At 61.7% G+C, this 22,671-nt stretch carries 21 protein-coding genes; 12 read left to right on the top strand and 9 right to left on the bottom strand.

Annotated elements, in window-relative coordinates:
• Positions 1-13: 13 nt before the first annotated feature.
• Entirely contained in the window at positions 14-901 is an 888-nt protein-coding gene (locus ACN9MZ_RS07470; protein ID WP_426341568.1) for a helix-turn-helix domain-containing protein, read from the bottom strand.
• Positions 902-1,000: 99 nt separating this feature from the next.
• On the opposite strand from ACN9MZ_RS07470, the gene ACN9MZ_RS07465 reads away from it, so the two are divergent.
• From ACN9MZ_RS07465 to yacG, 7 genes are all read left to right on the top strand, one after another.
• The gene (locus ACN9MZ_RS07465; RefSeq protein WP_426341567.1) at positions 1,001-2,290 is read left to right on the top strand and encodes an HlyC/CorC family transporter; all 1,290 of its coding nucleotides are present in this window, start codon (positions 1,001-1,003) and stop codon (positions 2,288-2,290) included.
• A 122-nt stretch (positions 2,291-2,412) separates the two neighbouring features.
• Positions 2,413-4,104: a type IV-A pilus assembly ATPase PilB gene (gene pilB / locus ACN9MZ_RS07460; RefSeq protein WP_426341566.1), complete on the top strand. Its 1,692-nt coding sequence runs from the start codon at positions 2,413-2,415 to the stop codon at positions 4,102-4,104.
• Between the two features lie 10 nt (positions 4,105-4,114).
• Positions 4,115-5,326, top strand: coding sequence for a type II secretion system F family protein (locus ACN9MZ_RS07455; RefSeq protein WP_426341565.1), 1,212 nt, complete (start codon positions 4,115-4,117; stop codon positions 5,324-5,326).
• Between the two features lie 5 nt (positions 5,327-5,331).
• The gene (locus tag ACN9MZ_RS07450; protein WP_426341564.1) at positions 5,332-6,204 is read left to right on the top strand and encodes a prepilin peptidase; all 873 of its coding nucleotides are present in this window, start codon (positions 5,332-5,334) and stop codon (positions 6,202-6,204) included.
• The gene (gene coaE / locus ACN9MZ_RS07445; RefSeq protein WP_426341563.1) at positions 6,201-6,803 is read left to right on the top strand and encodes a dephospho-CoA kinase; all 603 of its coding nucleotides are present in this window, start codon (positions 6,201-6,203) and stop codon (positions 6,801-6,803) included. Before ACN9MZ_RS07450 ends, coaE begins: the two co-directional genes overlap by 4 nt.
• Positions 6,804-6,864: 61 nt before the next feature.
• Positions 6,865-7,620, top strand: coding sequence for a cell division protein ZapD (zapD, locus tag ACN9MZ_RS07440; protein ID WP_426341562.1), 756 nt, complete (start codon positions 6,865-6,867; stop codon positions 7,618-7,620).
• Positions 7,621-7,625: 5 nt separating this feature from the next.
• The gene (yacG, locus tag ACN9MZ_RS07435) at positions 7,626-7,805 is read left to right on the top strand and encodes a DNA gyrase inhibitor YacG (protein WP_426341561.1); all 180 of its coding nucleotides are present in this window, start codon (positions 7,626-7,628) and stop codon (positions 7,803-7,805) included.
• 28 nt (positions 7,806-7,833) lie between these two features.
• On the opposite strand, the gene mutT is transcribed toward yacG, so the two are convergent.
• The 3 genes from mutT to argJ are packed head-to-tail and all read right to left on the bottom strand — an operon-like array spanning position 7,834 to position 10,335.
• Complete coding sequence (mutT, locus tag ACN9MZ_RS07430) at positions 7,834-8,229, bottom strand: 8-oxo-dGTP diphosphatase MutT (protein WP_426341560.1); 396 nt, start codon at positions 8,227-8,229, stop codon at positions 7,834-7,836.
• Entirely contained in the window at positions 8,226-9,092 is an 867-nt protein-coding gene (locus tag ACN9MZ_RS07425) for an ATP-binding protein (protein ID WP_426341559.1), read from the bottom strand. Before ACN9MZ_RS07425 ends, mutT begins: the two co-directional genes overlap by 4 nt.
• Before the next feature lie 4 nt (positions 9,093-9,096).
• Positions 9,097-10,335, bottom strand: a complete 1,239-nt coding sequence (gene argJ / locus ACN9MZ_RS07420) for a bifunctional glutamate N-acetyltransferase/amino-acid acetyltransferase ArgJ (protein ID WP_426341558.1) — start codon at positions 10,333-10,335, stop codon at positions 9,097-9,099.
• Between the two features lie 249 nt (positions 10,336-10,584).
• Between argJ and ACN9MZ_RS07415 the strand changes: the two genes are divergently transcribed.
• The 3 genes from ACN9MZ_RS07415 (at position 10,585) to ACN9MZ_RS07405 (ending at position 14,359) form a co-directional block, all read left to right on the top strand.
• Positions 10,585-11,817, top strand: coding sequence for a porin (locus ACN9MZ_RS07415; RefSeq protein ID WP_426341557.1), 1,233 nt, complete (start codon positions 10,585-10,587; stop codon positions 11,815-11,817).
• Between the two features lie 12 nt (positions 11,818-11,829).
• On the top strand, positions 11,830-12,237 hold the full coding sequence (locus tag ACN9MZ_RS07410; RefSeq protein WP_426169381.1) for a hypothetical protein: 408 nt from the start codon (positions 11,830-11,832) through the stop codon (positions 12,235-12,237).
• Between the two features lie 145 nt (positions 12,238-12,382).
• On the top strand, positions 12,383-14,359 hold the full coding sequence (locus tag ACN9MZ_RS07405; protein ID WP_426341556.1) for an ATP-binding protein: 1,977 nt from the start codon (positions 12,383-12,385) through the stop codon (positions 14,357-14,359).
• A gap of 159 nt (positions 14,360-14,518) precedes the next feature.
• Here the strand turns inward: ACN9MZ_RS07405 and secA are convergent, their stop codons facing one another.
• Positions 14,519-17,281, bottom strand: a complete 2,763-nt coding sequence (gene secA / locus ACN9MZ_RS07400; protein ID WP_426341555.1) for a preprotein translocase subunit SecA — start codon at positions 17,279-17,281, stop codon at positions 14,519-14,521.
• A gap of 145 nt (positions 17,282-17,426) precedes the next feature.
• On the opposite strand from secA, the gene ACN9MZ_RS07395 reads away from it, so the two are divergent.
• Positions 17,427-17,897, top strand: a complete 471-nt coding sequence (locus ACN9MZ_RS07395; RefSeq protein ID WP_426341554.1) for a DciA family protein — start codon at positions 17,427-17,429, stop codon at positions 17,895-17,897.
• Between the two features lies 1 nt (position 17,898).
• On the opposite strand, the gene lpxC is transcribed toward ACN9MZ_RS07395, so the two are convergent.
• Positions 17,899-18,834, bottom strand: coding sequence for a UDP-3-O-acyl-N-acetylglucosamine deacetylase (gene lpxC, locus ACN9MZ_RS07390; protein WP_426341553.1), 936 nt, complete (start codon positions 18,832-18,834; stop codon positions 17,899-17,901).
• Positions 18,835-18,867: 33 nt separating this feature from the next.
• Entirely contained in the window at positions 18,868-19,710 is an 843-nt protein-coding gene (locus tag ACN9MZ_RS07385; RefSeq protein ID WP_426342874.1) for a DMT family transporter, read from the bottom strand.
• A gap of 502 nt (positions 19,711-20,212) precedes the next feature.
• Between ACN9MZ_RS07385 and ACN9MZ_RS07380 the strand changes: the two genes are divergently transcribed.
• Positions 20,213-20,767, top strand: coding sequence for an SET domain-containing protein (locus ACN9MZ_RS07380; protein WP_426341552.1), 555 nt, complete (start codon positions 20,213-20,215; stop codon positions 20,765-20,767).
• Positions 20,768-20,775: 8 nt separating this feature from the next.
• Here the strand turns inward: ACN9MZ_RS07380 and ACN9MZ_RS07375 are convergent, their stop codons facing one another.
• Positions 20,776-21,279, bottom strand: a complete 504-nt coding sequence (locus tag ACN9MZ_RS07375) for a peroxiredoxin (RefSeq protein WP_426169330.1) — start codon at positions 21,277-21,279, stop codon at positions 20,776-20,778.
• Positions 21,280-21,360: 81 nt separating this feature from the next.
• Complete coding sequence (gene ftsZ / locus ACN9MZ_RS07370) at positions 21,361-22,581, bottom strand: cell division protein FtsZ (protein ID WP_426341551.1); 1,221 nt, start codon at positions 22,579-22,581, stop codon at positions 21,361-21,363.
• Positions 22,582-22,671 lie beyond the last annotated feature (90 nt).

Genomic DNA, 22,671 nt, shown 5'->3' with positions numbered 1-22,671 from the left:
TGCGCCGAAGCTGTCAGTCCCCGCGCGTGACGATGGCGCGCGAAGCCTCGTCATAACGCATCAGGCGCATGGTCCCGCTGGCGTCGGCAGCCTCTGCCAGCAGCGCCTTGGGCGCCATGCCGGTGTACTGGATGAAGTCCCGCACCATATGGGCCTGGTCATGATAGCCGCAGTCGACGGCGAGCCGGGTCAGGCCGCCGTGCCGCGGCGGCGCGGCGATCATGCTCGACAAGGCACGGATATAGCGCAGCATGCGCTTGCCATCGCGCAAGCTCTGGCCGTAGCTGGCCATCACGCGACGCTCCAGCTGGCGCACGCTGATGCCGACACGGGCGGCAATTTCGTCGGCAGGCAGGGCCATCAACAGCGGCGGCAAGGTGAATGGTTGCGTACCGCGCCTGAAGCCGGCTTCGCGCACTGCCAGCCGCCGCGTCAGCCAATCAGCCATCAGCGCGACCCAGCCGCCGCTGTCGCCGCCGGCGCGCAGCCCCTCCTCCAGCGCGCAGGTGCCGCTCCAGTCGGGCGCGGCATCGGCCAGCAGCACCACGGCGTCGCGCAATTCGCCGGGAGGCACGTCAAGCAGGCGGCCCAGCTGGCCCACGTCGATCACCGCGCTGATGAAGGTGGTGCCAGGCTCCCAGACCGCCGGCGTATGCGCAGACATCGGCCCGGTGACAAAGGGGGCGGTCTGCAGCCGCTCGCGTCCGTCCATGCCGCTGAAGCGCGAGCCGCCGCGGATGAAGAAGGTAATCATGGGACAGGGAGAGGCGGGCACCAGCACCGCGCCCGGGCTGTTCCGTTCGACATGGAAATAGCGCACCACCCCCGCCAGTTGTGGCGGAGGGACTACGGCCAGGCGCATCGGCGCCGGAATCGCATCCACGTCACGCATGGCCAGCATTATAGGTGGCTTCGCCCAGGCGTGCTGGCCGCGGCGACGGCGCGGCCGGGGCGGGCGCCATGTTAGAATCGTCCCCTTATTGACTCGTCATTACGACCCTTGGATACCGTTCCCTTGTGGGCGCAATTTGCCGTCCTCGCCTTCCTGATCCTCGCCTCGGCCTTCTTTGCCATGGCCGAAACCGCCCTGATGGCGGCCAATCGCTTCCGCCTGCGCCACCAGGCCAAACGCGGCAGCCGCCGCGCCATCGCTACCCTGTGGCTGCTTGAACGCACCGAACAACTGCTGTCGCTGGTCCTGGTCGCCAACACCCTGATCAACGCCATGGCCATTGCCCTCGCCACGGCCATCGCCATTACCCAGTTCGGGCTGGAGCAGCACGTGATCCTGCTGTCGACCGTGATCGTGGTGTTCATCCTGATCGTGCTGGCCGAAATTTCGCCCAAGATCGTCGGCGCCCGCTACGCCGACCAGATCGTGCTGCCTGCTTCGTTGGTGCTGCGCCCGCTGCTGTCGGTCTCCAAACCATTGCTGTGGTTCGTGCACCTGTTCGTCAACACCCTGCTGCGACTGTTCCGCATCAAGCCTACCGGCCAGATCCACGAAGGCCAGCTGTCGCCGGACGAGTTGCGCTCAGTGCTGCTGGAAAACGGCAGCTTCATCCCGAAAAAGCACAAGAGCATCCTGCTCAACCTGTTCGACCTCGACGCCATCTCGGTGGAAGACATCATGACCCCGCGCGCCCACATCGAGGCGCTGGACCTGGCCATGCCGGTGGACGACATCAAGTCCCAGCTCACCACCTGTTTCCACAACAAGCTGCCGGTATATGACGGCGAGATCAACCGCATTGTCGGCATCCTGCACGTGCGCAAGGCCGTCGCCCTGCTGAACGAACAAGACGAACTGGCGGTCGAACATTTCCGCAAACTACTCTCCGAACCCTTCTTCGTCCCGCAGGACACGCCAGCCTTCGCCGCCCTGCAGAACTTCCAGGAGAACAAGGAGCGCCTGGCCATCGTGGTCGATGAGTACGGCGAGGTGCAGGGCCTGGTCACGCTGGACGACATCATCGAGGAAATGATCGGCGAATTCACCACGTCCACCCCCAGCGCCGCGCGGGCCGACAGCTTCGGCTGGGACGGGCACGGCGAGTGCCTGCTGGAGGGCAGCACGGCATTACGTGACATTAACAAGCGTCTGGGTTTAAACTTTCCGCTTGATGGGCCCAAGACGCTGAACGGCATGCTGCTGGAAGTGTTACAAGATATCCCCGACGCCCCCATTTCCGTCAAAATGGGCGAATGCATCGTGGAAGTGGTGCAAGCACAAGACCAGGCCATTAAAGTAGTGAAATTGCGACGTCCGGAGTTCCGCCAGGCAGAGTGAACCGTGCGGACCTTTACAAAAATGATGCCTACAGGCATCATCCGGAGACTCACTCTTTATTAATATTCTGATAGTGCGCTCCTATGGCAGCAGTCCAACCCACCTCGGCGTCTGGTTCCCCTATGTCGGGACTGGCCCGGGCCCTGATGCAAGCGGGGCGTCTTACCCCGCCGCAAGCGGACGCGCTGAACAAGAAGGCTATTGCCGAAAAGTCAACGTTTATTGATGTACTGCTGGCTGGCGGTACCATCAACGCGCGCGACCTGGCCGCCTTCTGTGCCGAAACGTTTGCCTACCCGCTGCTCGACCTGAGCGCCATCAACCTCGAAATCCTGCCGCCCAAGGCCATCGATACCCGGCTGATGGCAACCCAGCGCGTGATTCCGCTGGCCAAGCGCGGCAACAAGATGTCGGTGGCGCTGTCCGACCCGACCAATATCCAGGCCCTGGACCAGATCAAGTTCCAGGCCGAATCGACCGTGGAACCGGTCATTGTGCAGCACGACGTGCTGCTCAAGCTGCTTGAAACCCTGACCAAGAGCTCGACCCAGACCGTCCTCGACATGACGGGCGACGACGCCGAAATCGAGTTCGCCGAAGAGGAAAGCGCATCCCAGGCGCAGGGCGCAGGCGCCGACGCCGAGGTGGAGGACGCGCCGATCGTGCGTTTCCTGAACAAGATGCTGATGGATGCGGTCAATATGGGCGCGTCCGACTTGCACTTCGAGCCTTACGAAAAGTTCTACCGCATCCGCTTCCGGGTCGATGGCAACCTGATCGAACACGCGCAGCCGCCGACCTCGATCAAGGACAAGCTGGTATCGCGCATCAAGGTGCTGTCCAAGCTCGATATCTCGGAAAAACGCGTGCCGCAGGACGGCCGCATGCGCCTGATCGTGTCGTCCACCAAGACCATCGACCTGCGCGTGTCGACCTTGCCGACCCTGTTCGGCGAAAAGACCGTGATGCGTATCCTGGATGCGACCCAGGCCCAGATGGGCATCGATTCGCTCGGCTACGATCCGGACCAGAAGGAAATCCTGCTGGACGCCGTGCACCGTCCTTACGGCATGGTGCTGGTGACCGGCCCGACCGGCTCGGGCAAGACGGTGTCGCTGTACACCTGCCTGAACATCCTGAACAAGCCTGGCATCAATATCTCGACCGCCGAAGACCCGGCCGAGATCAACCTGCCCGGCGTCAACCAGGTCAACGTCAACGACCGGGCCGGCCTGACCTTCCCGGTGGCGCTGAAAGCCTTCCTGCGCCAGGATCCTGACATCATCATGGTCGGCGAGATCCGTGACCTGGAAACGGCCGACATCGCGATCAAGGCCGCGCAGACCGGCCACATGGTGTTCTCCACCCTGCACACCAATGACGCGCCGTCGACCCTGACGCGTTTGATGAACATGGGCGTCGCGCCCTTCAATATTGCCTCCTCGGTCATCCTGATCACGGCGCAGCGCCTGGCGCGCCGCCTGTGCACTTGCAAGAAGCCGATCGACATCGCTCCGGAGCTGCTGGTGAAAGCGGGCTTCAAGGATGAGGACCTGGATGGCAGCTGGAAACCTTACGGCCCGGTGGGCTGTGAGCGCTGCAACGGCTCGGGCTATAAAGGCCGGGTCGGTATCTACCAGATCATGCCGATCACGCCCGCGATCGAAGCATTGATCCTGGCACACGGCAACGCGATGCAGATCGCGGCGCAATCGGAATCAGAAGGCGTCAAGTCCCTGCGTCAATCGGGCCTGGTCAAAGTCAAGAACGGACTGACCAGCCTGGAAGAAGTGCTGGGCTGCACCAACGAATAGGAAATAGGATATGGCTACTGCGGGCACCGCGAAAGAACAGATTTTCACCTGGGAAGGCAAGGACAAGACCGGCAAGACCGTGCGCGGAGAAATGCGCGCCGGTGGCGAAGCGGTGGTCAACGTGACCCTGCGCCGCCAGGGCATCATGGCCACCAAGATCAAGAAAAAGGCCTACCGGACAGGCAAGAAGGTCACCGAAAAGGACCTGACCTTGTTTACGCGCCAGCTTGCGACCATGATGAAGGCCGGCGTGCCGCTGCTGCAGGCCTTCGACATCGTCGGCAAGGGTCACTCCAATCCTTCGGTATCGAAGCTGGTGCTGGACCTGCGCGCCGACATCGAGACCGGTACCAGCTTGAACATGGCGTTCCGCAAGTACCCACTGTACTTCGATCCGCTGTTCTGCAACCTGGTGGCAGCCGGCGAACAGGCAGGTATCCTGGAAGACCTGCTGACCCGCCTGGCCATCTACAAGGAAAAGACGCTGGCCATCAAGGCCAAGATCAAGTCGGCCCTGACCTATCCGATCGCCGTGCTGGCGGTGGCCTTCATCGTGACCTCCGTGATCATGATCTGGGTGGTGCCGGCCTTCAAGGAAGTGTTCAGCAGTTTCGGCGCCGACCTGCCGGCGCCGACCCTGTTCGTGATGACGATCTCGGATTACTTCGTCAAGTACTGGTACATCATCTTCGGCAGCCTGTTTGCCGGGCTGTATTTCTTCTTCCAGAGCTGGCGCCGTTCGGCAAAGATGCAGGCCACAATGGACCGTCTGCTGCTGAAGATCCCCGTGTTCGGCGATGTGATCCGCAAGGCAACCGTAGCGCGCTGGACCCGCACCCTGTCCACCATGTTCGCCGCCGGCGTGCCGCTGGTGGAATCGCTGGATTCGGTGGGCGGCGCTGCCGGCAACAACGTCTACCTGGAAGCGACCAAGAAGATCCAGACCGAAGTCAGCACCGGTACCAGCCTGACCGTGGCCATGCAGAATGCCGACGTGTTCCCGACCATGGTGACCCAGATGGTGGCCATTGGCGAAGAGTCCGGTGCGCTCGATGCGATGCTGGGCAAGGTGGCCGACTTCTACGAAGAAGAAGTGGACGAAGCTGTCGCCCAGCTGTCGAGCCTGATGGAGCCGATGATCATGGTGGTCCTGGGCGTGGTGATCGGCGGCCTGGTGGTTGCGATGTACATGCCTATCTTCAAACTCGGCTCGGTGGTGTAAGCAGCATGCAAGACGTATTCATGCTGTTCTCGCCGCCAGCAACGCTGGCCGCCGCCCTGGTGGCTGGCATCCTTGGCCTGCTGGTCGGCAGTTTCCTGAACGTGGTGATTCACCGCGTGCCGGTCATGATGCAGCGCGAGGCCGACAAGTTCTGCGCCAGCGAGCGCAACGAACCGGAGCCGCATCCGGAACGCTACAACCTGGTGGTGCCGCGGTCGGCCTGCCCGCATTGCGGCCACCAGATCACGGCGCTGGAAAACATCCCGATCATCAGCTGGCTGGTGCTGCGCGGTAAATGCAGCTCCTGCAAGGCGCCGATTTCGGCGCGCTATCCAGCGATCGAGGCCCTGAGCGCCCTGCTGTCGGCCGGCCTGGTGTGGCACTTCGGCTTCGGCTGGACCGGCATGGCCACCCTGGTATTCGGCTGGCTGCTGATCGCGATGACCTTCATCGACTTCGACACCCAGCTGCTGCCGGACGACCTGACCTATCCGCTGCTGTGGCTTGGCCTGCTGGTCAATGTGAAGGGCATGTTCGTGCCCCTGCAGGACGCCGTGCTGGGCGCTGCCGCCGGTTATATGGCGCTGTGGTCCGTGTACTGGTTATTCAAGCTGGTGCGCGGCAAGGAAGGCATGGGCTACGGCGACTTCAAGCTGCTGGCCGCGCTGGGCGCCTGGATGGGCTGGCAGATGCTGCCGGCGATTATCCTGCTGTCCTCCGTGGTCGGCGCACTGGTCGGCATCGGCATCATCATCGCCTCGCGCATGGGCTTTGACCACAAGATCCCGTTCGGCCCCTACCTGGCCGGCGCCGGCCTGGCGGCATTGTTCTTCGGCCAGCAGATCACCTCCATCCTGTACGGCCCCACCCTGACATGACGGGGCGCCTCGTGGTCGGCCTGACAGGCGGCATAGGTAGCGGAAAAAGCCTGGTCGCCAATATGTTTGCCGACCGCGGCGCCAGCATCGTCGACACCGACCAGATTGCCCACACCCTGACCGGGCCCAATGGCGCCGCCATGCCCGACATCCTGGCCGAATTCGGCCCCCACATGGCTGACAGCCGCGGCGCCATGGACCGCGCAAAAATGCGCGAGCTCGTGTTCCGCGAACCGCCGGCCAAGCGCCGGCTTGAAGCCATCCTCCACCCCATGATCCGCGACGCCACCCTGGCCGCGGCTGCCGATGCCAGCGGCGACTACGTGATGCTGGCCATTCCCCTGCTGGTCGAATCCGGCGCCTGGAAGCAGCGCGTCGACCGCGTGCTGGTGATCGACTGCCCGGAAGAAGTCCAGGTGGCGCGCGTGATGGCGCGCAATGGCCTGGCCGAAGACCAGGTGCGGGCCATCATGGCCACCCAGGTGCCGCGCGCGGTACGGCTGGCAGCGGCCGACGATGTCATAGACAATGGCGGCAGGATCGAAGCTTTAACCCCTCAAGTAGACCGTTTGCATGGTTTTTATCAGCAATATTTGTAATTTTGCTTCGCATAGTTCAGAATCACGAGATTATTAATAGGTCTTCGACACGAGGGATGCTTTGATCGTTTACGAATATCCTTTCAATGAGCGCATCCGCACCTTGCTGCGCCTGGAGGATCTATACGAGAAGTTCAAGTTCTTCGTGCATCAGGAACACCCGATGCAGCACCACGTCGCTTTGGCTACCATCTTCGACATGCTCGAAGTGGCCGGACGGGCCGACCTGAAATCCGATCTGCTGCAGGAACTCGAGCGCCAGCGCCAGAGCTTGCTGGGCTACCGCTCCAACCCGAACGTCCAGGCCGAGATGCTGGACGCCATCCTCACCGAACTCGACAGTGTTTCCAGCGCCCTGGTCGCCTCACAAGGCAAGACCGGCCAGAACGTGCGCGACAATGAGTGGCTGATGAGCATCCGCGGCCGCACCATCATCCCGGGCGGCGCATGCGAATTCGACCTGCCTTCCTATTACGCCTGGCAAAAGCAGCCGGCCGAGAAGCGCTTCAACGACATCGTCACCTGGTTCAACCCGCTGGCGCCGCTGTTCGACGCCCTGGCCCTGGTGCTGCGCCTGCTGCGCGACTCCGGCGCCCCGGTGAAAATGATCGCCAATGCCGGCAGTTACCAGCAGATGCTGCAAGGCAAGGTCTACCAGATGCTGCGCCTGTCGGTCGACGAAGCGCTGGGCGCGATTCCCGAGATTTCGGCCAATAAATACATGTTATGGGTGCGCTTTACTTCCCAGGGCGGCGACCTGAAACCCAAGCCGCTGGAAGAAGATGTACCATTCGAGCTCACCCTCTGCAATTTCTAAGCACCATGCCTACTGTCGTTGAATGCCCCACCTGCCACGCCAAGGTAGAGTGGACGGAAGCCAATAAATACCGCCCCTTCTGCAGCGAGCGCTGCAAGATGATCGACCTGGGCGCCTGGGCCGAGGAAAAGTACAGCATCCCCGGTTCCGCCCCCACCGATCCGCTCGACGAAGAAGCAAAATAAAAGTCGGGGTCAGGTCTGACCCCGACTTTTAATACCGTACTTTGTCTAACCACTCCAGCAATGGAATGGTGGCGGGCAGTAGCGGCTCGACGCCCACCGTGCCTTGCCAGGCGAAGGCCTGGCCTTCCAGGCTTTGCGGCTCGCCGCTCCATTCGTGGCTGATGAAGAAGTGCAGCCGCACGTGGGCATGCGGGTAGACGTGTTCGACGCCGCACCATTCTTCCGCACTCTGAATATGGATGCCCAGCTCCTCGACAAATTCGCGCTTGAGCGCTTCCAGGATAGTCTCGCCCGGGTCGACTTTCCCGCCCGGGAATTCCCAGTAGCCTGCATAGGGCTTGCCTTCAGGGCGCTGTCCAAGCAGGACGTCGCCATTGGGCTGCATCAGGATGCCGACTGCGACATCGATCGGACGCGCAGTCATGTCAATCTCCCTGCGTAATCGCGTGCAAACTGCCAGGCCACGCGGCCGGAGCGCGAGCCGCGCTGCAGCGCCCATTGCAGGGCTTCGGCGCGGGCATCGGCGATCTGCGGCACGCTGCAGCCGAACGCGGCCAGCCAGTGCGCCACGATGCCCAGGTAGTCGTCCTGCTTGAACGGGTAGAACGAGAGCCAGAGGCCGAAGCGCTCGGACAGCGAAATCTTTTCTTCCACCGTTTCGCCCGGATGCAGGTCGCCATCATCGTCATGCGTGTAGCTGGCATTGTCGGACATACGCTCGGGCATCAGGTGACGCCGGTTGGAGGTAGCGTAAATCAGGACATTGTCGATCACGGCCGACACCGAGCCATCCAGCGCCACTTTCAGCGCCTTGTAGCCGCTCTCCCCTTCCTCGAACGACAGGTCGTCGCAGAACACCACGAAGCGCTCCGGGCGGCCTGCTACCAGGTCCATGATGTCGGGCAGGTCGTGCAGGTCGACCTTGTCGACTTCGATCAGGCGCAGGCCTTGCGGCGCGAACGCCGCCAGGCATGCCTTGATCAGCGAAGACTTGCCGGTGCCGCGCGCGCCGGTCAGCAACACATTGTTGGCGGGCTTGCCCTCCACGAACTGGCGCGTGTTCTGCTCGATCTGCGCCTTCTGGCGGCCGATGTGCTGCAAGTCGTCAAAGGCGATTTTGGCAGGACGCGGCACAGGCTGGAGAAAGCCGGTGTGGCCCCGCTTGCGCCAGCGGAAGGCGGTGGAAGCCAGCCAGTCCGGTGCCGCAACCGCAGGCGGCACGATGGCTTCCACGCGCGCCAGCAAGGCCTCGGCGCGCTTGAGGAATTGGTCGAGTTGGTGCGACATCCGCTCAGGAACGGTAGTCGGCGTTGATCGACACGTAGTCGTGCGACAGGTCGCAGGTGTAGACGGTGGAAGCGGCAGTGCCGCGCGCCAGCTTCACGCGCACGGTGATTTCGCTCTGCTTCATCACGCGCTGGCCGTCTTCTTCCTTGTAGTCCGGGTTGCGGCCGCCGTCCTTGGCCACCCACACGTCGTCCAGGTAGAGGTTGATCTTGCTGACATCCAGGTCGTCCACACCGGCGTAGCCGATGGCGGCCAGGATGCGGCCCAGGTTAGGGTCGGAAGCGAAAAAGGCAGTCTTTACCAGCGGCGAGTGGCCAATCGAGTAGGCGATCTTGCGGCATTCGGCAGCGTCCTTGCCGTCTTCAACCGTGATGGTCATGAACTTGGTGGCGCCTTCGCCGTCGCGCACGATGGCTTGCGCCAGGAACACCGACAGCTCGGTGACAGCAGCGGACAGCGCCTTGTATTCAGGCGAATCGACCGAATCGACAATCAGAGTGCCGGCGCCGGTGGCCACCAGCATGAAGGAGTCGTTGGTCGAGGTGTCGCCGTCGATGGTGATGCAGTTGAAGGACTTGTCGGCCGCTTCCTTGACCAGCACGTCCAGCACCGGCTGCGATACCTTGGCGTCGAAGGCCAGGTAGCCCAGCATGGTGGCCATGTTCGGCTTGATCATGCCGGCCCCCTTGGAGATGCCGGTCATGTTGACCTTGTGGCCGGCGACATCGACAGTGCGCGAGCCCGCCTTGGGCTGGGTGTCGGTGGTCATGATGGCTTCAGCGGCGTTGAACCAGTTGTCCGGCTTCAGGTTTTGCACCGCCTTCGGCAGGCCAGCCACGATTTTTTCGACCGGCAGCGGCTCCAGGATCACGCCGGTGGAGAACGGCAGGATCTGCTGCGCATCGCAGCCCAGTTCCCTGGCCAGCGCGGCACAGGTGGCGCGGGCATTGGCCAGGCCAGGTTCGCCGGTGCCGGCGTTGGCGTTGCCGGTATTGATCATCAGGGCGCGGATCGGCTTGCCGCCGGCTTTCACGGCCGCCAGGTTTTCCTTGGAAATCTGCACCGGCGCGGCGCAGAAGCGGTTCAGCGTGAACACGCCGGACACGGTGGCGCCATCGGCCAGCTTCAGGACCAGCACGTCCTTGCGGCCCGGCTTCTTGATACCAGCTTCGGCATAGCCAAGCTCGATACCGGCAACCGGCTTCAGGTCGGCGGCGACAGGGATGGGGGAATTCACGGCCATGGTTTTCTTCTCAATCTTGGTAGGGAACGAAGCTGTTATTTTAAACGCACGCGCATTCCGGTGCGCGATGCAATAAGGCTAATCAAAGAACGCAAAAACCCCACAAATTCTAGAAGCTGCTCTCTATTTGTGCAGTTTCCGATTCAAAATAGTGCAAGTTTAGTTTATTCTAGGAAACTGCCATAAACAAAATGGCACGACTTTGGTGCGCTGCACTATCAATAAAATAACATTCGATCGGATCACTTCATGAAGAAACAGCTTCTCGCCGCCGCCATGCTGGCTGCTACCAGCATGATGGCTCAGGCCGGTACCCTGGGCGACGGCAACCTGAGCATCAGTGGCTTTGGCACCCTGGGCGTGGCCAAGACCAACTCCGATGATGCACAATTCGCACGCTACAACCAGGCGGCAGGCACCGGCGACTCGCCGCGCATCGGCCTGGACAGCAACCTGGGCCTGCAGGCCACCTACACCTTCAACGATAGCCTGTCGGGCACCGTGCAGGTACTGACCCGCAAGAACACCAGCCAGCAGTTCACCACCGACCTGACCTGGGGCTTCCTGAAATACAAGCTGAACGACGAGACCAATGTGCGCCTGGGCCGCGTGGTGCTGCCTGCCTTCCTGATCTCGGACTACCAGAACGTCGGCTACGCCAACACCATGATGCGCCCGCCGATCGAAATGTACGGCCAGGCTCCGATCGAGAACATGGACGGTGCTGACGTCAACTGGCAGCACGCCTTTGGCGACACCAACGTCACCGTGCAGGGCTTTGGCGGCGTGAGCCGCGGCAAGCTGTACATCCCGACCGGCGGCGGTTCGGTCGCCAAGCACCAGTCGCCGGTCTTCGGTGCTGCCGTGACGGCCGAATACGGCCCATTCACCGCCCGCCTGGCGCACGCCCGCGCCAAGATCGAAGTCAACAACCTGGCCCCGATCAATGCCCTGACTGACGGCCTGGCCGCGACCAAGGTGCCTGCCGCCGTCCAGCTTGCCGACGACCTGACCCTGCGCGGCGGCAAGAAAATGAGCTTCACCGAAATCGGCCTGACGATGGACTGGAAGAACATCGTGCTGCAAGCCGAGTACGCCCAGCGCCGCGCCCACGAGCCGGTCTACATCCCTGAGACCAACTCGGGCTACATCATGGCCGGCTACCGCTTCGGCAAAGTGCTGCCTTACTACGCCCATGCCTACTACAAGGGCCACGGTTCGTCCGTCACCGTGCCGACCGTGCCTGCCGCCCATCCGCTGGCAGCAACCTTCGGCGCCGTGCGCGGCCTGCTGGTGTCGCCTGAACAGAAATCCGACCTGGTCGGCATGCGTTGGGACTTCGCCAAGTCGCTGGCCCTGAAAGTGCAGATCGACCACGTCAAGCCACAAGTCAAGGGCGGCTCCCTGATCCTGCCTTCCGGCGTGCCAACTTACAGCAACAGCGTGAACGTCTATGCCGCCGGCATCGACTTCGTGTTCTAAGGAGCTACGGCCATGAAAAAAATCCTCTGCGCCCTGCTCGCCTCGGCACTGGCTGCCGCAGCCCTGCCTGCATCGGCTGAGATCGTCGTGATCGTCAACAAGGACAATCCGGCCTCGCGCATGTTCTCGGAACAGGCGTCCCAGTTCTTCCTCGGCAAATCGGCCATGTTCACCCCGGTGGACCAGGCTGAAGGCTCCAAGATTCGCACTGACTTCTACCAGAAAGTTGCGGAAAAAGACCCTGCCCAGGTGAAAGCCATCTGGTCCAAGCTGGTGTTTACCGGCAAGGCCACGCCACCGAAGGAATTCAAATCCAACGCCGAGGTGAAGAAGGCCGTGGCGGACGATCCGAAAGCCATCGGCTACATCGACAAATCGGCTGTCGACGACAGCGTCAAGGTCATCCTGACCCTGCCATAAGCCGAACAAGCTTTACTGCGCCTGCTACGCGCCAACGCCGCCCCGCAACAGCCGGGCGGCGTTTTTTTTTAGATTCCGGCAACTTTCACTTATGAAGGGATACAATGTCCCGATAATCAAAAATCAACAAGGCTGGGGGGATAACTTGAAGCTTTCGCTGCGCGCGAAATTCCTGCTGCTGAGCGCTTTCGTCCAGGCCGTGGTGGTGGCCCTGCTGATCGGCAACAGCTTGCGGCTGATGACCAATGCCGTCAGCCGCAACGCCGACCGCGTCGCCCACGAATATGCCATCAACCTCAACCTCACACTGACGCCCTATGCCAGCAGCGGCCGCCTCGGCGAATTGCGCAGCTACTGGTCGGAAATGCTGTCCGACCCGCGCGACAGCTTCCTGCGCTATATCGTGATCCTCGACGCCTCCGGCGAAACGGTGCTGGAAGCGGGCGAGCGGCCGGACTTCATGCCGGAAGCGCTGCGCCAGGCACAGTTGGGGGGCGGCGTGCGCACCTCTGTCGACGGCAACCTGCTGCACGCGCAAGCGCCGCTGCTGTTGAAGGATAACCAGGTGGGCATGCTGCATTTCGGCCTGTCCACCGTCGACCTTGTAACGGCGCGCGACGACGTGCTGCGCCAAGGCGGCCTGATCGCCCTGCTCGGTTTCGCGCTGGCCTTGCTGTTGTTCTTCGCCATGACGCGCGGCGTCGGCAAACGCCTCGCTGCCCTGGCGCGCCACTCGGAACATCTGGCAGAAGGCCAGTTCAGCCAGCTGCCCGAGAGCGGCGGGGACGAACTGGAAGTGGTAACGCACTCGCTCAACCTCATGAGCGCCGCGCTGCGCGAACGCATCGCCCAGCTCGAAGAATCGCAGCGTCGCCTGCGCGAATCCGAAGAACGCTTCCGCACCCTGTTCGACATGACCCCGCTGCCGCTGTCGGTATCGGACCAGGAAGGCCGCATCATCGCCGCCAACCAGGCCCTGGCTCGCACCTTCGGCACGCCGCTGCACGAACTGATTGGCAGGCGTTCGGATGAAGTGCCGTTCTGGGCCTCGCCCAACGAGCGCCAGCGCATCTGGAACGAGTACCGCCTGCATGGCGTGGTGCGCGGCGAACTGGCCGATGTGATGCTGCCTGACGGCGGGCCGGGACAGGTGGCGATCTGGTCGTCCTCGCTGCTCCTCGATGGCAAGCACGCCATCATCTGGGCCCTGCTCGACCTGACCCAGGAAATGAAGGCCAAGCAGCAGTTGCGCGAATTGAACGATGCACTGGAGTCGCGTGTGCGCGAACGTTCAGCCGCGCTGGAGCAGGCAAATCGCGACCTGTCGCATGCGCTGGAGACCTTGCAGCGCACCCAGCACGACCTGATCGCAGCTGAAAAGATGGCCTCCCTCGGCTCGCTCGTGGCGGGCATCGCGCATGAATTGAATACGCCGATCGGCAACAGCCTGCTGGCCTCCACCGCGCTGGACGACCGCGTGAAGGAATTCAAACTGTCGGTGGCCGGCGGCACGGTGCGGCGCTCAACGTTGAATCATCACCTGGAAGAGGTACAGCTTGCGTGCGGCCTGATTTCCAGTTCGCTCGAGAAAGCAGCGTCCCTGATCGCTTCCTTCAAGCAGATTGCCGTGGACCAGACCAACGACCAGCGCCGCCGCTTCCGCCTGCAGGCAGTGGCGCTCGATACCGCCGCGACCTACACGCCGCGCCTGCGCCGCAGCGCCATCCAGATGGAAGTCGACGTGCCGCCGGAACTGGAACTCGATTCTTATCCGGGCAGCGTGTACCAGGTCTTCAACAACTTGATCAACAATGCGCTGATGCACGCGTTTGAAGACCGCAACAGCGGACACTTATGGCTGTCCGCCCGTGCCGTCGACGGGCGGCAGGTCGAGATCGTGTTCCGCGATGATGGCGCTGGCATGCCTGAGGACGTGCAACGCAAGGTGTTCGATCCCTTTTTTACCACCAAGATGGGCAATGGCGGCACCGGGCTGGGCATGAACATCGTCTACAACATCGTCACTGGCGTGATGGGCGGGCGCATCACCATCGACTCGGCACCGGGCAAAGGCACGACAGTGCGGATCGTAATCCCAAGCAATTCGCCGCAACGCGACTAAGCACCTTCCTGCGCGGTGTGGAATCACTGGCATTTCAATGCCCTGCAACCCTGTTTCAGCACTTCCCACCGACAGGCCAATCAAGGTAACCGATTCAGTAACGCGATCCGTTAAAAAAAAACCGGGGCAAGCCCCGGTTTAGTTTCAGTCATCAGGTAATCAAGCCAGCTTGCCGTGGCAAGCCTTGAACTTCTTGCCGCTGCCGCATGGGCATGGGTCGTTGCGGCCGACCTTGAAACCCTGGCTGATCGCCGCGTCCAGGTCGCCGGCTGGCATGGCAGTCGGCGCCAGCAATTCTTCCGGCGCCGCGTTCGGGTTGAAGTCTGCGTGCTGGTAATGGACGTTCTCGACGTGCGACTGGTTCATGGCTGCTTCCGCTGCCTCGACTTCTTCGCGCGACTGGATGCGGACCATCATCACCATGCGGATCACGTCGTTCTTGATCATGTCCAGCATGATGCCGAACAGTTCGAACGCTTCGCGCTTGTATTCCTGCTTAGGATTCTTCTGCGCATAGCCGCGCAGGTGAATGCCCTGGCGCAGGTGATCCAGCGCTGCCAGGTGCTCGCGCCAGTGGGTGTCCACCGACTGCAGCATGACGTTGCGCTCGAAGCCGCCGAAGGCTTCCTTCGACACGATGTCGACCTTGGCCTGGTACACAGCATCGGCTGCCGCGATCACGCGTTCGACGATGTCTTCGTCGGAGATGGTGCTTTCCTTCTCCATCATCTCGGTCAGCGGCACGTCGATCATCCATTCTTGCGCCAGCGTCTTCTGCAGGGCCGGGATGTCCCACTGCTCTTCCACCGATTCTTCCGGCACGTAGGTGCGCACCACGTCGGTGAACACGCCATGGCGCAGGTTCATGATGGTTTCGGAAATGTCGGTCGCTTCCAGCAGCTCGTTACGCTGCGAGTAGATCACCTTGCGCTGGTCGTTGGCGACGTCGTCGTATTCCAGCAGCTGCTTACGGATGTCGAAGTTACGGGCCTCAACCTTGCGCTGCGCGGACTCGATGGAACGGGACACAATGCCCGCTTCGATCGGTTCGCCTTCCGGCATCTTCAGGCGGTCCATGATCGCGCGCACGCGGTCGCCGGCGAAGATGCGCAGGAGCGGGTCGTCCAGCGACAGGTAGAAGCGCGAGGAGCCCGGGTCGCCCTGGCGGCCGGAACGGCCACGCAGCTGGTTGTCGACGCGGCGGGATTCGTGACGCTCGGTACCAACGATATGCAGGCCGCCGGCAGCAACCACCTGGTTGTGCAGCGACTGCCAGCCGGAACGCAGGTGCTGCGCCTTGGCTGCCTTCTCTTCGTCGCTCAGCTCCGGGTCGGCTTCGATGATCTGGATCATCTTTTCGATACTGCCGCCCAAGACGATGTCGGTACCACGGCCGGCCATATTGGTGGCGATGGTGATGGCCTTCGGCGCACCCGCCTGGGCGATGATCTCAGCTTCGCGGGCGTGCTGTTTTGCGTTCAGCACGTTGTGCGGCAGCTTGGCCTTGTCCAGGATGCCGGACAGCAGTTCGGAGTTTTCAATCGAGGTGGTACCCACCAGGACTGGCTGGCCACGCTCGTAGCAGTCGCGGATGTCGAGCATCATCGCGTTGTACTTTTCGGCGTTGGACTTGTACACCTGGTCTTGGCGGTCCTTGCGCTGCGAAGGGCGGTTCGGCGGGATCACTACGGTTTCCAGGCCGTAGATTTCCTGGAATTCGTAAGCTTCGGTGTCGGCGGTACCGGTCATGCCGGCCAGCTTGCCGTACATGCGGAAGTAGTTCTGGAAGGTGATCGAGGCCAGGGTCTGGTTCTCGTTCTGGATCTTGACGCCTTCCTTGGCTTCGACTGCCTGGTGCAGGCCGTCGGACCAGCGGCGGCCAGTCATCAGGCGGCCGGTGAATTCGTCGACGATCACCACTTCATTGTTCTGCACCACGTAGTGCTGGTCCTTGAAGTACAGCACGTGCGCGCGCAGGGCAGCGTACAGGTGGTGCACCAGGGTGATGTTGGCGGAGTCGTACAGGGACGCGCCTTCCGGCAGCAGGCCCATTTTGGTCAGGATCGCTTCGGCCTTTTCATGGCCGGCTTCGGTCAGCAGCACCTGGTGCGCTTTTTCGTCCTTGGTGTAGTCGCCTGGGACTTCGATCTTGCCTTTACCGTCCGCGGTTTCTTCGCCGATCTGCAGGGTCAGTTGCGGCGGTACCAGGTTGATCTTGTGGTACAGGTCGGTGTGGTTTTCGGCCTGGCCGGAGATGATCAGCGGGGTACGCGCTTCGTCGATCAGGATCGAGTCCACTTCGTCGACGATGCCGAAATTCAGGGTGCGCTGCACGCGCTCGCTGGCTTCGAACACCATGTTGTCGCGCAGGTAGTCGAAACCGAATTCGTTGTTGGTGCCGTAGGTGATGTCGGACGCGTAGGCTTCCTGCTTGTCCGCGTGCGGCATCTGCGACAGGTTCACGCCGCAGGACAGGCCCAGCCAGCGGTACAGCTTGCCCATGGTCTCGGCGTCGCGCTGTGCCAGGTAATCGTTGACGGTCACGATGTGCACGCCCTTGCCGGACAGTGCATTCAGGTAGGCCGGCAGGGTCGCGGTCAGGGTTTTGCCTTCACCGGTGCCCATTTCGGCGATCTTGCCGTAATGCAATACCATGCCGCCGATCAGCTGCACGTCGAAATGGCGCATCTTGAACACGCGCTTGGACGCTTCGCGGCAGACGGCAAAGGCTTCCGGCAGCAGGTCGTCCAGCGATTCGCCATTGGCAACGCGTTCCTTGAGGGCAGGCGTTTTCGCTTGCAGCTCGGCATCCGACAGCTTTTCAAACTCCGGCTCCAGGGCGTTGATCGCCTTTACCGTTTTTTGGTATTGCTTAAGCAGACGCTGGTTGCGGCTGCCGAAAATCTGGGTCAGTAAGGACATTTCTTAAATTCTTCCTCGGGTCCGCCAATGGCAAAAGTGCGTGATTTTATCATGCGTTCGTAGCAAGGTTGGGATCTTGACCTATATAGCAATAGGCCAGCGATGAAAAATTCACCTGCTGGGGCCGCCACTGTAAAATGCGGGGATGGGTTTCTCGTTCACAAATCGCAAGCACGCGCCGCAGGAAGCAACAAATTTCTTGCTCGGCAACGCACGTCTGGCCGCTTTGCTTCCGACCGTGCAGCGCATGGCTAAATTACAACACGACTGCCGTGAAGTGCTGCCTTCAGCCTTCAAAACCTGCGAAATCTTTGCTTTCGACGGCGGTGAACTGACTCTGGCCGTGCCGAATACGGCCGTGGCGGCCAAGCTCAAGCAGCAGGTGCCAAAGCTGCAGGAAGCGTTGAATGCGAATGGTTGGCAAATCAACAACATCCGCTTCCGGGTGCAGATGCCGAAAGGTATCGCTCACGTCGGCCCAAGCGGGGAAGGCTTGAAGCTGCCGGAGATGGCCGTCGATTCATTCGACGAACTGAGCCAGAAACTCGAGCCTACCGCCGCCAACGAGCCACTGATCGAAGCAATGCGGCGCCTGGTGGCCCGCCGCCGCGGCTAAATCAGAGGTAGGCCCACTCACGCGACATCTGCTTCGCGTAGGAAGGGGGGGCGGTGTCGAGGGAATCGAAGGTGACCAGTTCGTAGGAATCCGGGTCTGCCAGCATGGCGCGCAGCAGTTGGTTGTTCAGGGCGTGGCCGGATTTGTGTGCTTCATAGCTGGCGATGATCGGGTGGCCGACCATGTACAGGTCGCCGATCGCGTCGAGAATCTTGTGGCGCACGAATTCGTCGTCGTAGCGCAGGCCATCCTGGTTCAGGATGCGGTATTCATCCATTACGATGGCGTTTTCCAGCGAGCCGCCGCGCGCCAGGCCGATCCCGCGCAGCATCTCCACGTCCTGCATGAAGCCGAAAGTGCGGGCGCGGGCGATGGCCTGAATATAAGACACGTCGCCAAAGTCGACGGTCGCGCGCTGCGCGGTACCGTCTACCGCCGGGTGATTGAATTCGATGAAGAAGTCCAGCTTGAAGCCGTCGTGCGGCACCAGGCGCGCCCACTTTTCAGCGGCGCCTTTGCCTTCGCGGATCTCGATCGGCTTTTTCACCTTGATGAACTTCTTCGGTGCTTCCTGTTCCTGCACGCCGCCCTGCTGCAGCAGATAGACGAAGGACGATGCCGAACCATCCATGATCGGGATTTCTTCTGCCGTCACGTCGACGTACAGGTTGTCGATACCGAGGCCGGCGCAGGCCGACATCAGGTGTTCGACGGTCGAAACGCGGCCGCCGTCCTTCATCAGCACAGTTGCCATGCGGGTATCGCCCACGATGTCAGCCCTTGTCGGGAAGACAAGCTGCGGGTCCAGGTCCACACGGCGGAACACGATGCCGGTATCCGGCTCGGCAGGGCGCAAGGTCAGCTCAACCTTGGTGCCAGAGTGCAGGCCGACACCTGTGGTGCGGACGATTTCTTTGATGGTTCGTTGTTTCAGCATGCAAGGATTATAGCGCCCTGCGCCCTTCCCCGCTTACGGGTGCTCAGCTTCTGCATGCTGCGCTTCACGGCGCACCAGGTAGATGCCGGAGCCGATGATAATGGCCGCGCCTACCAGGGTGTAGTGATCCGGAAGCGTATGCCACAGCAGCCAGTCAATCCCCACGCCCCAGGCCAGCGCCGTGTATTCGAACGGTGCCACGATGGAGGCTTTGCCCATGCTGAAGGCGCGCGTCAGCGCAAGCTGGCCAAAGAAACCGCTCACCGCCAGCGCCGCCATGGCTGGCCAGAGCGACCAGTCGATGCTGACCCAGGCGTTGATCGCCAGTGGCGCAACGCCGACGCCCATCAGGGTCAGCACCCAGAACATCACGTGCTCCGGTGCGTCGGTCTTGGCCAGCACACGGCCGGCGATGGCGGAAATGCCGTAGCAGACAGCCGAGGCCAGCACGGCCAGGCCGGCGATCGAGGCGAAGTTGGTGCCGTCCGGGCGCAGCACCACCAGCACGCCACCCAGGCCGACAAAGATGGCCACCCACTGCCCCAGGCTGACTTTCTCTTTCAGGATGAACACCGCCAGCACGGTCACCAGCGCCGGTGCGATAAAGAAGATGGCGTAGGTATCGGCCAACGGCAGCGACTTCAGCGCATAGGCAAACAGGGACAGCATCGCAATGCCGACCGCGCCGCGCAGCAGATGCAGCGGCCAGCGTACCTTGAAGATGCCGGTGAACTTGCCACGATAGGCCATGAAGGCGCACACCAGGGGCATCGAAAGCATGCATCGCAACGCGGTCACCTGTACGGCCGGATAGCGCGCGGCCAGCACTTTCATGGAAGCGTCCATGAGGGAGAACATGGCGACTGCGGCCACCATGGCGTAAATAGCTTGCAGGTTTTCTTTTTGTTGCGGAGTCACGATGGAAGGCCCAAAAGCGTTGCCGGGTCGTCCATTGTACTGAAAGAAGGGGTTTGCTGCTGAGGCCGCGTCAGCCCAGGCGATAACAATAGAAGTCTCGGTTTGCCCACTCGCGCTGCGCGGCGCCATGTCCTTGCCTGCCATACGGCATTCGGTTTCGTGCCGCTTCATACACGCCATCCCATGTGCCCCTGATATTGAAATAGTCCGGCCAAAGTTGCTGTTTCACAGCAGGCCTGGAATCGATGACTTTGAACACGCGCCTGATGATCTTGCGTGGGTCGCCTTTATCCATCTTCTTCGTGATGATTTGCAGATACCAGTCCCGGCAACGCTTGAAATTCGATACGCTTCATATAGCCGCCCTTCAAGCCAAAACGATGAGACATGTCGGCCCTGGAGTTGTTCCCTCCTTCTGAAAGAAATCACGAAGAAATTCGCGGCGGGTTATGATGACGGGATGAATACAGACGCGCTACTAGCCGAGGTGGTCGAAGAGGTCGAGCCACTCTATGTGGTCCACGAGTCGCCCGTGCATGGGCGGGGCGTATTTGCGCGCCGGATGATTCCGGCAGGCACTCGCATCATCGAGTACACCGGCGAAATCGTCGACTGGGAAGAGTGCTGTCGCCGCACCGAGGAGAAAGGTGGCCCGATCGGCCACACCTTCTTCTTCAGCCTGAATAACGGCCTGCTGATCGATGGCGGCTCCGGCGGCAACGAGGCGCGCTACATCAACCATTCCTGCGAACCGAATTGCGAGGCGGAAGAAGATGAGGACGATCGCGTCTACATCTGCTCCCTGCGCGATATCGCCGAAGGCGAAGAACTGAACTACAACTACGGGCTGATTTACGAAGCCCGCCACACCGCCAAGGTGAAGAAGGAATTCGCCTGCTACTGCGGCGCCCCATCCTGCAGCGGCGTCATGCTGGCTCCCAAGAAGCGCAAGTCGCGCGCAAAAATGACAGCCGAAACGAAAAACGGCGCCGGAGCGCCGTCTCTAGCGGAGTAATTCCGGGATTACAGCTGGCCCAGCATGGTTTCAGCGTTCGACACTTCGAACTTGCCGCCTTGCTCGACGTTCAGTTGCTTGACCACGCCGTCTTCCACCAGCATCGAATAACGCTGGGAGCGGGTGCCCATGCCGAACTTGGAGAAGTCTGCGTCCAGGCCCAGGGCCTTGGAGTAAGCAGCGTTGCCGTCAGCCATCATGCGGACGGTGCCGGTGGCTTTCTGGTCGCGGCCCCATGCGCCCATGACGAAGGCGTCGTTCACGGAGATGCACCAGATTTCGTCCACGCCCTTGGCTTTCAGTTCGGCTGCGTGCTTGACGTAGCCTGGCACGTGTTGTGCGGAGCAGGTTGGGGTGTAGGCGCCTGGCAGGCCGAAGATCGCGATCTTCTTGCCTTTGGCGATGTCCTGCACATTGAAGGTGTTCGGGCCGAGGGAGCAGCCTTCGGTCTCGGTTTCGATGAATTCGGACAGTTGGCCTTCCGGCAGTTTGTCGCCGATCTTGATGGTCATTTCGGGTTCTCCTTCTTGTGAAAACCCAGAGTATAACTCCGCGCCGCCGGACGCGTGATCCGGCGGCGCGGCTGACCCTATTTAGTCAGCCTGCTTGCGCAGGAAGGCAGGAATGTCGTAGGTTTCCATGCCCGACTTGGCCAGTGCGTTCACCTGCTCGGTGGCCGATTCACGGCGCCATACGGCTGGCTGTTTCTGCACGTCGGCCGACACGCCGGAGAAGCCCGCGTTGCCGAAACCGCCTACTGCTGCAGTTGCTGCACCGCCGCCCAAGGCTGCGTTGACGTTCAGCGGGTTGCCGCCGTGGGTTCCGGTGCGCAGTTGCTGCTGCGGTACCAGTTGCACGTGCTTCTTGGCTTTGCCCAGGCCGGTCGCCACCACGGTCACGCGGATATCGTCGCCCATGGCGTCATCGTAGGCGATGCCTTGTGCGATCGATGCATCCGGTGCAGCGAAGGCGCGCACGGCAGCCATGACCTCCTTGATCTCCTTGCCCTTCAGGCCGCGCGATGCGGTGACATTCACCAGCACGCCGCGTGCGCCCGCCAGGTCGACGCCGTCCAGCAGCGGGGAGGCCACTGCCTGCTCGGCGGCGACGCGTGCACGGTCGACGCCGGAAGCGGTGGCGGTGCCCATCATCGCCTTGCCCTGCTCGCCCATGATGGTCTTCACGTCGTTGAAGTCGACGTTGATGTGGCCAGGCACGTTGATGATTTCGGCGATACCGGCAACAGCGTTGTTCAGGACGTCGTCAGCGTGCTGCAGCCACTCGATCAGCGACTCGTCTTCGTAGATCTCTTCCAGCTTCTCGTTGCAGATCACGATCAGCGAGTCGACGTTCTGCGACAGCGCTTCCAGGCCGGCTTCTGCGATGTCCAGGCATTTTTGGCCTTCGTGCGAGAACGGCTTGGAGACCACAGCCACGGTCAGTGCGCCCTGCTGCTTGGCGATTTCCGCCACGATCGGCGCTGCACCGGTGCCGGTGCCGCCGCCCATGCCTGCTGCGATGAACACCATGTGCGCGCCGCGCAGCGCATCTTCGATGCGGGTGCGCGACTCTTCTGCCAGCGCACGGCCGATCTCAGGCTTCATGCCTGCGCCCAGGCCGCTCGCGCCGATCTGGATTATGTTGCTTGCCTTGGAGGCGGCCAGCGCTTGTGCGTCGGTATTGGCAGCGATGAATTCCACGCCGCTCATGCCCTTGTTGATCATGTGCTGGACGGCATTGCCGCCTGCACCGCCAACGCCGACGACCTTGATGACCGTTCCCAGTGTTGCGTTATCAACCATATCGAACTCCATGATTTACTCCTATCTAGAATGCGGTTTTCAAGCGCCAGGCCTCATATGGGTAGGAGAACTGGAGATTGAAAACTGCAGGGGTTTATTATT

This window comes from Pseudoduganella sp. S-14 (assembly GCF_049913285.1).
Classification (GTDB): Bacteria; Pseudomonadota; Gammaproteobacteria; order Burkholderiales; family Burkholderiaceae_D; genus Rugamonas.
This window is presented reverse-complemented; position numbering and strand designations above follow the sequence as displayed.